The 12,802-nt window shown below is 44.5% G+C and carries 11 protein-coding genes; 7 read left to right on the top strand and 4 right to left on the bottom strand.

From position 1 onward, the window contains the following. The first annotated feature begins 1 nt into the window (after position 1). The 4 genes from AELLOGFF_RS04310 to AELLOGFF_RS04295 all read left to right on the top strand — a co-directional run bounded on the left by AELLOGFF_RS04310 (position 2) and on the right by AELLOGFF_RS04295 (position 4,314). Entirely contained in the window at positions 2 to 676 is a 675-nt protein-coding gene (locus tag AELLOGFF_RS04310) for a response regulator transcription factor (protein ID WP_159267519.1), read from the top strand. A gap of 11 nt (positions 677 to 687) precedes the next feature. Beyond that, a complete protein-coding gene (locus tag AELLOGFF_RS04305; protein ID WP_159267518.1) occupies positions 688 to 1,950 on the top strand; it encodes a sensor histidine kinase in 1,263 nt (420 codons plus the stop codon). Then, positions 1,951 to 2,925, top strand: a complete 975-nt coding sequence (pip, locus tag AELLOGFF_RS04300; protein ID WP_159267517.1) for a prolyl aminopeptidase — start codon at positions 1,951 to 1,953, stop codon at positions 2,923 to 2,925. Between the two features lie 84 nt (positions 2,926 to 3,009). Beyond that, the gene (locus AELLOGFF_RS04295) at positions 3,010 to 4,314 is read left to right on the top strand and encodes an NAD(P)/FAD-dependent oxidoreductase (protein ID WP_159267516.1); all 1,305 of its coding nucleotides are present in this window, start codon (positions 3,010 to 3,012) and stop codon (positions 4,312 to 4,314) included. A gap of 103 nt (positions 4,315 to 4,417) precedes the next feature. On the opposite strand, the gene AELLOGFF_RS04290 is transcribed toward AELLOGFF_RS04295, so the two are convergent. Next, positions 4,418 to 4,771 carry a YkgJ family cysteine cluster protein gene (locus tag AELLOGFF_RS04290; protein WP_159267515.1) on the bottom strand — a complete coding sequence of 118 codons (354 nt, stop codon included), beginning with the start codon at positions 4,769 to 4,771 and terminating at the stop codon, positions 4,418 to 4,420. 388 nt (positions 4,772 to 5,159) lie between these two features. Further along, entirely contained in the window at positions 5,160 to 5,585 is a 426-nt protein-coding gene (gene pedF, locus AELLOGFF_RS04285; protein ID WP_159267514.1) for a cytochrome c-550 PedF, read from the bottom strand. 366 nt (positions 5,586 to 5,951) lie between these two features. Here pedF and AELLOGFF_RS04280 point away from each other — a divergent pair, with 366 nt between their 5' ends. Together AELLOGFF_RS04280 and AELLOGFF_RS04275 are read left to right on the top strand one after the other, a co-directional pair. Further along, entirely contained in the window at positions 5,952 to 7,805 is a 1,854-nt protein-coding gene (locus tag AELLOGFF_RS04280; protein ID WP_159267513.1) for a methanol/ethanol family PQQ-dependent dehydrogenase, read from the top strand. Positions 7,806 to 7,864: 59 nt separating this feature from the next. Further along, positions 7,865 to 8,515, top strand: a complete 651-nt coding sequence (locus AELLOGFF_RS04275) for a pentapeptide repeat-containing protein (protein ID WP_159267512.1) — start codon at positions 7,865 to 7,867, stop codon at positions 8,513 to 8,515. 11 nt (positions 8,516 to 8,526) lie between these two features. On the opposite strand, the gene AELLOGFF_RS04270 is transcribed toward AELLOGFF_RS04275, so the two are convergent. Next, positions 8,527 to 9,195, bottom strand: a complete 669-nt coding sequence (locus AELLOGFF_RS04270; RefSeq protein ID WP_159267511.1) for a response regulator — start codon at positions 9,193 to 9,195, stop codon at positions 8,527 to 8,529. Positions 9,196 to 9,840: 645 nt separating this feature from the next. Between AELLOGFF_RS04270 and AELLOGFF_RS04265 the strand changes: the two genes are divergently transcribed. After that, positions 9,841 to 10,518 carry a response regulator transcription factor gene (locus AELLOGFF_RS04265; RefSeq protein WP_159267510.1) on the top strand — a complete coding sequence of 226 codons (678 nt, stop codon included), beginning with the start codon at positions 9,841 to 9,843 and terminating at the stop codon, positions 10,516 to 10,518. Between the two features lie 14 nt (positions 10,519 to 10,532). Here the strand turns inward: AELLOGFF_RS04265 and AELLOGFF_RS04260 are convergent, their stop codons facing one another. Then, complete coding sequence (locus tag AELLOGFF_RS04260) at positions 10,533 to 12,794, bottom strand: NahK/ErcS family hybrid sensor histidine kinase/response regulator (protein WP_159267509.1); 2,262 nt, start codon at positions 12,792 to 12,794, stop codon at positions 10,533 to 10,535. Positions 12,795 to 12,802 lie beyond the last annotated feature (8 nt).

The following is a 12,802-nucleotide window of genomic DNA, read 5'->3' as shown; positions in this document are numbered from 1 at the left end:
TATGATGAATATTTTGTTAGTAGAGGATGATTTGGATCTGGCGGCCACGGTAGTGGACTTCTTTGAATTGGAGTCAGTTACCTGTGACCACGCCGCCAATGGTGTGGCCGGGCTAAATCTTATTCAACAACACCACTATGACGCAATTATTCTTGATATCAACATGCCAAAAATGAATGGCCTGTCGGTGTGTGCCGCCATGCGCAGCGAGGGCATAGACACGCCGGTGTTAATGCTCACCGCCAGAGACACATTGGAAGAAAAGCTAGAAGGCTTTGCCTCCGGCACCGACGACTATTTAGTAAAACCCTTTGAGCTAGAAGAATTACTCGTCAGAATCAAAGCCCTTGCCAAACGGCGTAGCGGCCAAGTAGATAAATTGCGCATTGCAGATTTAGAAATTGACACCCGCCAAAAGCAGGCTAAGCGCGGTGGTGAATTTCTTAAACTTTCGCCCACAGGTTTTAAAATTTTAGAAACTTTAGCGCGGCAAAGTCCTGCTCCCGTAAGCCGAGAAAAGCTGATGCAAGTGGTGTGGGGAGATAATATTCCGGACAGTAATAGTCTAAAAGTGCATTTGTATAATTTACGTAAGCAGCTTGATCAAGATAATAACAGCACATTAATTCATACCGTTGGCAGTCAAGGTTTTGCCTTGCGCCCGCCACCAGAATAGAGCTCAGCAATATGCAAACCAGAAAACTCGGCTACAGCCTACGGCTCTATGTTTTACTGAGCCTACTGTTTCTTGTGTCTAGCTTAGTTGCGCTCTATTCCGTCATTACAATTCAGTACTTCATACACGGCTTGGATACCATCACTCGGCAGAATATGGTTGATGTTGCCAGAGCGGTCACCCTTGACGAAAATGGCTACGCCACTTTACTTGATTTTCATATTACCGATGACTGGGACAAAGTACCGGCTGTCATTAAAGAAAACATTGACGAGCAGCCCTCGCGCCCCTACGAATTAAAAAAATACATCATTCAACCAAATATTTTCACCAAGCCCACTAAGGCCTATTTTGTTACCCAGGCGGTCACCGCCGACGGTAAGGTCTGCTATGTCTCTCGATATAGTGGCCCGCCAAATTTCGAGAGCATGATACACTTCCGAAAATTCACACCAACCAGTAAAGCGCTGTTTATTGGTATCACCGTACTGCTTATTTTTCTTACTCTCCTGTTAATCATACTTCGTTCCGTCGCCCACCCCGTCGAGGCCTTACGCGACTGGGCTAAAAATTTAAGCCCAAAAGGCTTAATGCAACAACCGCCGGTATTTCGCTACAACGAGCTCAACACCTTGGCCGACTTAATTCGTGGCAGCCTGCTTTCGGTTCAAGAAACTCTAGAGCGCGAACAAAAATTTCTTCGCCACGCAAGCCATGAACTGCGCACCCCCATCGCCACCATTAGCAGCAATATTGAATTAATGAAAAAAATTCACCCCAACCCAGAGCCCAATGAAAAACGGATAATTGATCGCATTGACCGAGCCAGCACCACCATGCGACACCTCACGGAAACCCTGTTATGGCTCAGCCGCGAAGACAGCACAGACCTTCCCACGCAAGAAATACGACTAGATTTACTCTTAGAGCAATGTCATCAAGACCTGCAATATCTATTGCAAGACAAAGCGGTGACAGTGAACATTGATACCGAAAACGCCACGGTTTTACTTCCCCACGTTCCGGCAAAAATTTTATTAGATAATTTAATTCGCAATGCCTTTCAGCACACCCAAGAAGGTGAAGTTAATATTTACCAACGGGGTACACATGTTCGCATTTGCAATCGCGAAATCGATCACGACAAGTCCCTCAATGAAGAGCTTGGCTTTGGTTTGGGCCTGGATTTAAGTCGCAAATTGGCCGAGCGTTTTAAGTGGCGCTACCACAATGACAGCCAGCCCCAAGGCCACGAGGCAAGAATAGATTTTTAAATGATCCTCAAAAAACGCTATCCACCCAGCAGCAGTTTCGCTTCGTACATCAATACGGAGTCAACGCATCAGATCTATGCGGAAGCCAGCGGCAACCCGCACGGGATTCCCGTGGTATTTCTTCACGGAGGACCCGGCTCCAGTTGTAACAACAATCACCGTCGTTATTTCGATCCCTCCCGCTACTATATTATCGCCTATGATCAGCGCGGTTGTGGACTGTCTACCCCCAACGGCGAACTCAAAAACAATACCAGCCAATACCTGATAGACGATTTAGAGCGTATACGACAACACTACAATATTAAGCAGTGGCTAGTATTTGGCGGCTCATGGGGGGCATGTTTAGGATTGCTTTACGCCCAAGCTCACCCCGAACAAACAAGCGGCCTGATATTGCGGGGCACGTTTCTAGCAAGAGGAAAAGACCTGCTTTGGTTTGCACAACACGGTGCCAGCGAACTATTCCCCAGCGACTGGAAAGCCTTTACCCAAGAAATTCCCCGCAATGAACGACACGACCTCGTCACAGCTTTTTACCAGCGCCTTCACCACGGCGATCATTCCACGCAACTAAAATATGCGGGTATTTGGTCACGCTGGTCGAACAAAGTCGCTACTCACAACCTAACACCCTCTGGCACTAATAGAGCCGCCGATGATGCACTTATCCGCAAAGTAAAAATAGAAACTCACTACGCACACCATCGCTACTTCATCGTGGAAAACCAAATTCTCGCGAATATCGACAAACTCCCCAAGGTGCCGGTCACCATTATTCACGGTACTCTAGACCGAACCTGTTTACTTAGCGCCTCTCAACAGCTCGCCGCGGCAATACCCGACAGCGAGCTCATCCTACTCGACAACACCGGACATTTGATTGAAGAAGAAAAAATGATTTCCGCGTTGGTGAATAGTACGGATCAATACATTAAGAAACTCGCACGCACTGCTAGAATCAGGACTAAGTGACGCCTCCATCACGACTTATGGCGAATATACCCTCGTACTCACCACTGCTAATCTTCGCGCAAAACTTATAGCGAGATGTGTACTATGGAAAACATCGTCATTATTGGTGGCGGCGCCGGTGGTTTGGCACTAGCAACGCAACTTGGCAAAAAATTCAAACGCAGTAAAAAAACACAAATCATTCTCATTGATAAAAATCCAAGTCACATCTGGAAACCGCTATTGCATGAAGTTGCCGCCGGCTCACTCGACTCGTCCTTTGACGAGTTAAACTACCGCTACCACGGTAAAAAGAATCATTTTAATTTTGTACTGGGCAGCTTAGAAACAATAGATTGCAAAAATCAGCAATTAATACTAGCAGAACGTTACGATGACAATGGAGAACTAATTACGCCGGTTCAAACTCTCGCTTATACCTACGTAGTTATCGCTATCGGCGGCATCAGTAATGACTTCGACGTGAGCGGCGCAAAGGAAAATTGTTATTTCTTAGATGACAAGGCGCAAGCAGAACGCTTTCATCAACATTTATTGAATCAAACAGACCGGCTAAGATGCACCGCTTTAAATACCTTTAACGACAAGCCAACTTTACACATAGGTATTGTTGGCGGTGGTGCCACGGGGGTAGAACTTGCCGCTGAGCTGCAACATACTGCACTCAGTCTGTCAGGTTATCAGCATAACGACAGCGAAAATGTAAATTATCACATTACCTTAGTAGAAGCTGGTCCACGAATATTGCCTGCGTTGTCAGAAAAACTTTCCAAAGCGGCTCAACGAACCTTAGAAAAAATCGGCATAGAAGTCCGTTGCGACACCGGCGTTAAAGAGTGTACAGAACAGGGTTTTATCACCAATAGCGACGAGGTAATAGAGTGTGACATTCGGGTGTGGGCTACTGGCATCAAGGCACCGCCACTGCTAACAAGTATTACGGGATTAGAATCTAATAGCCGCAACCAACTCGCCGTCTTAAATACTTTACAATCAACTACAGACGAACACGTGTTTGTAATCGGCGATTGCGCAAGTTGCCCACTGCCAAATGGTGGCTTCGTTCCTCCCAGAGCCCAAGCCGCACATCAAATGGCGAGTTTGGTGTATAAAAATATACTGAGGAGTCGACGTAATAAATCGCTGAAACCTTTCCGCTATCGTGACTTTGGTTCCTTAGTATCACTAAGTAATTACAATACGGTAGGTGGCTTAATGAGTGGTTCTATTGGCAGTGAAATGCGCATTGGTGGTCCCATTGCACGTCTCGTATACTTATCATTGTATCGTATGCATTTACTTGCTGTTCATGGCCTGTATCACTCACTGCTCATTGCCTTGGCGGGACGCATTCATCGTGCGATTAAACCTAAACTAAAATTACATTGAAGCATCGCGGGCGGCTGCTTTCCGCCGCTCGCTATCTACCCTACACCCAAGCTAGGATTTATTCCTATAAAAAGACGTGAAAACATATTCGGTGGGTGGCCCGCTATACCAACACCTGTCGTGTGCTTGCAATGTAATGATGAACTTGGCGTTCCGTTTGTTCGTCTACCATTGTTTCTGGCCGACGGCCATTTGGGCAAGGCATCCGCGGTGTAGTACCAAACAAGCGACAGATCAATGGCCGCTCACCATAAACCGTACACCCCTTCGGCCCTAAATGAACACAATTGAATTCACTTAGCGCGGCTTCATATTCCGCGTTGGTCTTACGCGGTAAACGCGACATTTCTTCAGAGGAAGTTGTGACTGGACCACAGCAATCATGGCAACCTTCAACACATTCAAAAGAGGGAATATCCTCACGTAGTCGCGCAATGATATCTCGGTTCTGATACACCAAAAAACACCTTATGCACCGCTAAGAATATGACCTTGCGACGCCTTTTTTAATGAGGCATTCATATTAACACAATAACCTAGGGACGGATTCTATTCACACCACGATTGCCATTTCACGAATTGATAACCGCCCCAGTTTTACGAATGACTAGAGTAGAGATATGCCACTGATGGTAAAAACACACTTAGTAGCCCTCAATATATAAATGATATATACATCAAATACTAGGGGAATATCGTCACAATGATAGCGCAGATATGCTTAAGAAAGGCGGAGAGGGTTTAATTGATACGTTGTTTTACGCCAACCAATACACTCTCCGTAATTGAAATGGGCTTATAAAATGAAAATAATTAGCCACTATAAATAATAGTTGACTACTACCTCACTGGCCCGACACTGATTCAACATAAGTACGAATTGACCAAATTGCAGTTTGACCCAAATTAGTCTTGAAAGAAGGCATACCACGAGCAGTACCATTCATTACTCGGCCAACATAAAACTCATCATCCCACTCTGTTAGCTCACGTAGATCTGGCGTTAAACCACCTGACTGAGCTTCTATACCATGACATCCCGCGCAATTACCGGCATAAGCACTCTCACCAATCTCTATTGCCTGCGCGTTTAATTCTCCCAACTCATTACCTTCACGAAATGGATTTTTCGTCAAAGCTTCTTGTCCTAAATCCGGCAGATCGCCAGTATCAACAGGCTGCGGCGTAACATTACCGTGACTAAAAGCGCTGGAAACCCACATGAGCGTGCAGGCACAAATAAGTAATTTAAAAAACTGGGAGAACGACATAATCACACACCTTTTTGATATATTTTTTAGTAAGCGCTCAGCACAATATCAGCGCAGTTGCTTATACGCTTATTTTAGAAACCTAAGATGCTATTCCGTATCCAACTTTAGTAGTGGGCTGCTAAGCCATTGGTTGCAAACCGCCTGACCAAGAACCAAAGCATAAGCTGTCATTCGTGTAATTAAAAAAAAACCATGTAACAAAGGGTTACCTTTTCATCGGGAAATTATCCCGACTAGTACTACCAATACTCCTCGGTCAGTCGTGATTTTCTCCGTCGCCTACCTAGCCCAGCCATGCCAACATCCGCGACGTCTACGCAAGCACCTGATGCGTAAGTCATAACTACAATGAAGGGGAAGGTCATGAAAAGAAGAGTAACAAAACGCCCCCTGCTGCACAGTTTTAGCATAGCAATCGCTATGAGCTGCGTAGCTGGCATGGCAAGTCAAGTAAATGCTAAAAACGTCACCTGGAAAGATATCGTTAATGATGCCGATACCACTGAAAATGTTCTAGGCTATGGAATTGGGCCAAAAGCGCAGCGCTACAGCCCGATGACAATGATCAACAAAAAAAATGTAAACAGAATGGTGCCAGCATGGTCATTCTCGTTTGGTGACGAAAAACAACGGGGCCAAGAATCACAAGCATTGATACACGATGGCATCGTTTACGTTACAGGCTCCTATTCTCGCCTTTATGCCTTAGATGCAAAAAGCGGTAAAAAGCTTTGGGAATACAATCACCGCCTACCCGAAGGGATTCGCCCATGCTGTGACGTCGTTAACCGCGGCGCAGCTATTTTTGGTGACAAAGTATTCTTTGGTACGCTAGACGCCGGCGTCGTTGCGTTAAACAAAAAAACCGGTAAAGTCGCGTGGCGTGTCAAATTCGGCGACCACGAAGCGGGCTATACCATGACTGGGGCCCCCACATTAATCAAAGATCAGAAGACCGGTAAAGTACTGCTAATCCATGGTTCTTCTGGTGACGAATTTGGTGTGGTAGGTAAACTCTTTGCACGTGATCCCGACACCGGTAAAGAAATTTGGATGCGTCCATTTGTTGAAGGGCATTATGGCCGTTTGAATGGCAAGAAAAGCACGCCAACTGGCGACCCACGCGCGCCAAGCTGGCCTGACGATCCAAACACTGAAACCGGAAAAGTGGAAGCATGGAGTCAAGGTGGCGGCGCCCCATGGCAGAGCGCTAGCTTTGACGTTGAAACAAATACCATCATAGTTGGTGCTGGCAACCCTGCACCATGGAACACATGGAAACGTACCTCCCCTGGTGGCGATCCCGCAGACTACGACAACCTCTACACGTCTGGTCAGGTTGCAGTAGACCCAAGCACCGGCGAAGTAAAATGGTTTTACCAGCACACACCCAACGATGCGTGGGACTTCTCTGGTAACAATGAACTCGTACTTTTTGAATACAGCGAAGGTGGAAAAACGGTTAAAGCGACTGCCCACGCAGACCGTAATGGCTTTTTCTATGTTGTAGATCGCACAAACGGCAAATTTAAAAAGGGCTTCCCATTTGTCGACAACATTACGTGGGCGAAACGTATTGGTAATGACGGCAGACCTGTTGAGAGAAAAGGACAACGTCCACCACCAGTTCCAGAAGGTGAAACTCGCGGTAAATCTATCGAAGTTTCCCCGCCATTCCTTGGTGGTAAAAACTGGAACCCAATGGCTTACAGCCCAGATACCGGCCTGTTTTATATTCCCGCCAACCACTGGAAGGAAGATTACTGGACTGAAAATGTCACCTACAAAAAAGGTGCCGCTTATTTGGGACAAGGCTTCCGTATAAAACGTATGTACGACGACCACGTAGGCGTATTGCGGGCTATGGACCCCATCTCTGGTAAAATCAAATGGCAACATAAAGAGCCTATGCCTCTTTGGGCTGGCGTACTCACCACTAAAGGTGGATTAGTATTCACCGGCACTGGCGACGGTTACTTTAAAGCCTTTGATGCTGAAACCGGTAAAGAACTTTGGAAATTCCAAACTGGATCCGGAATCATTTCGCCACCAATCACGTGGGAAATGGACGGTGAGCAATACGTCGGCGTAACATCCGGCTACGGCGGTGCTGTTCCACTATGGGGCGGAGACATGGCTGAATTGACCAAGCCAATATCTCAAGGCGGTTCATTTTGGGTATTTAAAATCCCATCATGGGCAACTGCATCCAAGTAACTTAGCAAGCAATGGAGCTGTCACGTTGTGACAGCTCCATTCTCCTTAGAGGTATTATCATGAAGACAATAATAAGCCTAGCTTTGCTAGCGTCGATGTCTCCTACTATCGCAGAAGACTATCTAGCAGATGTTAAGATACCTGAATTCAATGGGTGTAAGCTTGAGCAGCATTCAACATGCATAGGAGCAGACCTTAAAGGCGCTGACCTATCCAATTTAGACCTACGATCAATTAATTTGAGTAGTGCAGATTTAACCGGCGCCAATTTAAGCCACACCAACTTGCGCGCAGCAAATCTAAACAAAGCTACGCTAGATAAAGTTGTCGCTTACCGCACAAACTTATATCGTGCCGACCTACGTGGGGCCAAGGTGAGAAATGCAGAGCTACAGGGTACGACCGGACAATACGTTTTTGCCCAAGGAGCGAATTTTAACGGCTCAAACCTGACAGGCGCTAATTTCGATTTTTCTCGTTTTTCAGGAGCCACTCTGAAAAACACAAACCTTTCTTATACGAGTTTTGAAATAGCGTGGTTACCAAAAGCTAATCTTGAAGGAGCTATTCTTATAGGCTCCAATCTACAAGAAGCTAAGTTCGGTGGTGCCAACTTATCAGAGGCAGATTTAAGAGAGACCCGCATCCATTACGCAACATTTGTTGGCACGTACATGGAAGATTGTAATGGCTGCCCATTTGACTGGTAACAAGATAAAATTTAACCAAAAGCTGAGGCAGTTCCAGCACTGCCTCTCACTCCATAGCGCACCAATCCAGAATCAACAGCAAAATGTAACAACTCGAGTGACGAAGAAATTTCTAACTTCCCTTTTAACGCTGAAATATGATTTGAAACCGTTTTCACACTAATACTTAATCGCTTAGCGACACACTGATTAGACTCTCCACGCGCAATCAAAATTAATATCTCAACTTCACGCTGAGTCATTTCAGCAAGCCGGGCATCCACAGTATCCAGCTGCCCCATAGCTAACTGCATCGCGACATTATGCTCAAGGTATACGTTACCTGATGTCGTTTCCTCTATGGCAGACAAAAGTTCTTCAGGAGCACAATTTTTTGATATAAACCCATTAGCCCCCACACTTAACGCTTGCTTTATCATGGAGACATCGTCCATCCCGGAAAGAAAAATAATATTCGCTTTTCTCCAACGCTGACGAACCCTTCGGCATAACTCAAGTCCAGAATAGTCTGGAAGCAATAACTCAGTAATCAGTGCGTCGGGGGAATGTGCCGCATACAAATGCATTGCCTCCGCTCCACTATTCGCCGTTTCAACATCAATACTCGGCAGCATGCTCCTCAGCAAACAAGATACACTTTTCCCTACTAATCGATGACCATCTGCAATAATGATCTTCATCGTAAAAACCTCAGAGCTTATACAAGATAACTATTATTAAAATATCGTTAACTCTAATCTATTCAATAACAATATATATACTACGTTAGTAGGGCTCCATCACTACTTTTACAGAATGCTATCGAACAGATATTAAAAATATAGAGGCTTGCTTTAAAATACCCATAAGAGCTTAAATACCAGCATCGACTTTTCCAGATGCTCGGACATTACCCCCCTGTAAGCTAGGAAGCAATATATACTTTAGTAGTAAATCACTACGACTTATTGCATATATCAATCTATATCACAGAGAGTTAGCATAGCTCGCATTATTCGGGATACTGCCTAGTACAACTAACTAACAGTACATATGACAGTTAACATAGCCCAATAAAAAAAACGCGCTTGTCCAAATGTTATCCATAAAACTAACATCTATAAATCTGCGACAGTGTTTATAAAAAAATGATACACAACAAACACAATACAACACTAAACAGATTACAACAGTGCCCGCGGATCATATCGCGAGTAGCTCATTCATTTTCATTATTTGACGAACACATCACTGGACTTCATTCTACTCAGAGTGTCACCATTGCGGTATATTAAACATCTACCCATAACGATAAATATTCTATCTCTGCTCGAGGCATAGAAACCATGATTCATATAATTATCGCCGATGATCACCCTTTGTTTCGGGAAGCCATTCGCAACGCCACACAGCAACGCTTCACCGACTCACTCATTGCCGAAACTGCATCACTCGATGAAAGTTTGACCTATATCGGCGAAAACCCCGATGTTGACTTGGTGCTACTCGACCTTAATATGCCAGGAATGGATGGTTTAAATGGCATTGTTAACCTTCGCAGTACCTACCCAGATGTACCTGTGGTTATTTTGTCAGCCGAAGAAGATAAAAATGTCGTTTTACAATCAATGACTTATGGCGCGGTAGGGTTTATAACCAAATCAATGCCTCGCGAAAAAATTATTGCCGCCATTGAGCAGATCCTCGACGGACAAGCGTTTCTTCCGCCGGATATTATTCGCCGCAGCAGTGAAAACACCTATACCCGTAGACAAGACAACACCGGCATACCAACCGAAATTATCTCTTCACTCACTCGTCGACAATTATTAGTATTTGAACGCATGGCGAAAGGTGAATCCAATAAACAGATCGGCTACGAATTAAGCATCGCAGAAACAACAGTTAAAGCACACGTCTCAGCGATATTACGAAAATTAAAAGTGCAAAATCGCATGAAAGCGGTACTCTGTGCGTCTACTATAGATTTCGACCACTATTTACATCGTTCACATAGTGCTTAAAAGTCATACTCTTGTTATTTTTCTGACAATAGATAAACCAAGATCGACTTTAACTTTAATGGCTTAATGGGCTTATTCAATAGATGAAAGCCAAGCTTTTTAACTTGCTGACGTAATTCATTACTATAATTAGCGGTAATCATTACGCTAGGCAAAGATCTAAACAATTTTTCTCGAATAATTAATTCCGCTTCTAACCCTGTCGTATCGTCATCAAGATGATAATCGAGTATCAATGCATCTGGCGCTGGAGTTAATAGATCTTGATTATCATGGAGATCATCCAAGGTTTGCGCACTAACTACCTCACAACCCCAATTTTCCAGTACGAGCGACATTCCTTCGCAGATAGACCAGTCGTTATCCACAACCAAAATCCGTTTTCCTGCTAGCGGATCGTGGGTCGGCTCCAGCCTCTCTTCTTCCTCGATATGTATATACTCTGTCTCACCCGCGTAAGGCACGCAAACTGAGAATACCGACCCCTTACCAAGCTTAGACCGTAGCTTGATATCATGATTTAGTACCGCCGATAGTTTTTCAACAATAGCCAAGCCCAGCCCCAAGCCTTTATCTTCACGCTGTTTCTTGGCATTAACACGTTTAAACTCAAGAAATATTTCCTCAAGCTGATCATCAGGCACACCGACGCCAGTGTCCCACACCTGTATTTCAAGATAGTCTTTACGACGGCGACAGCCCAAGAGTATTTGTCCCTCATTGGTGTAACGAATGGCATTACTTAAGAAATTACGTAAAATTCTTGCAAGTAGCTGACTGTCAGAAAACACGGAAATATTACAAGGCACAAAGCTAAAAGTTAAACCCGCTCTTGTTGCTTGCTGCTCAAACTCGTTTGCTAAATTATTCATTAATTCATTAACAGGAAAATAATCTAATATTGGCTCAACTATACCGGCTTCTAATTTAGAAATATCAACGAGAGTACCTAGCAAAGATTCAACATCGCTCAATGAGTAACTTAATGAATTCACCAACTGAACCATACTATCAGGTAGATCATAGTCCATTAACGCAGTGGCAAACAGACGAGCGGCATTTAAAGGTTGTAACAAGTCATGACTAGCAGCGGTCATAAACTTCGTCTTTGAAACATTGGCGTCTTCTGCTTCGCGCTTAGCCTCAAGTAAGGATTGCTCAACTTGAGCTCTCTCCTCTATCTCAACACGCAATTGACGGTTTAATTCCGACAGTTCAACAGTACGTTCGTGAACACGCTGCTCCATATGTTTGTAGGCATTTTTAAGCGCCTCGGCTGTTCTTCTCTGTTCCGTAACATCTTGATAGGTATTTACATTTCCACCACTGGGAATTAAATGACTCTTAATGGCAATGACGCGCCCGTCTTCAAGCAATTGCTCCGTTTCAAACAAAGCACGCTGACCACGACTAACAGCGACATCTGAAGAATATTTAAAACTTTGTAATTGAGAATCCACAAATAACGCATCAAAGTCAGCGCCACGACATACACTTTCTGAATCCAACCCTGCTAGCTTAGTAAATCGATCATTCCACGCTTCCACATTGCGCTCTCCATTCACCAAAACAACCCCAAGCGGTAAGTTGGCTATCAGTGATTGAAGAATTCTATTCTGTTCAGCTAGGACTTTTTCCTGCCGAGCAATTTCACTTTCTTTTACTTGAGTGATATCACTGTATGCGACAACCAAGCCATCATCGGCCGTTGGTCGCTCGGAGATCTGTAACCATCGCCCATCACTAAGCCTAATCACAGTATCTCTAAAGATATCACCACGTTGCACTAATTTCTCAAAAGGCTTACCTTCTGGATCGTAAATACCATGTTCCAAGGCCATCGGCGTTAGGTCTTTAAAGCTGGTCACTCCGACCTCTATTTTTGCATCGGTATGACGCCAAAATTCATAAAAATGGCTATTCGCTAATACGAGCCGTCGATTCTTATCAAACAGCACGAGGGCATCCGAGATACTCTCTATCGTATCCAGTAAGCGCTGCTGAGAATGGGCTGACTCCAAACGAGTTTCGGTTAGACTTTGATTGGCTTCTTCGAGTTTATATAAAGTACGGCGCAGCTTAATTGTTCGGTCTTTAACTTTGTCGGCAAGTAAGGCAGCATTTTGAAATGAGCGATAGGCGTCACCGTGGTTAGCCCACCCTTGCTCAACCCTTTCAATAAGTACTTGATTGGTTTTTTTTAATTTCTCATTTTCATAGCGCAATGCTTCCAGCACACTGTTTAGGTCTTCTTTCTTCGCCGTATTACTTGTCATGCCACGTA

Origin of the sequence: Zhongshania aliphaticivorans, from assembly GCF_902705875.1 — a bacterium.
GTDB classification, from domain to species: domain Bacteria; phylum Pseudomonadota; class Gammaproteobacteria; order Pseudomonadales; family Spongiibacteraceae; genus Spongiibacter; species Spongiibacter aliphaticivorans_A.
Note: the sequence above shows the minus strand (reverse complement) of the source record. Positions and strands in the feature narration are given on the sequence as shown.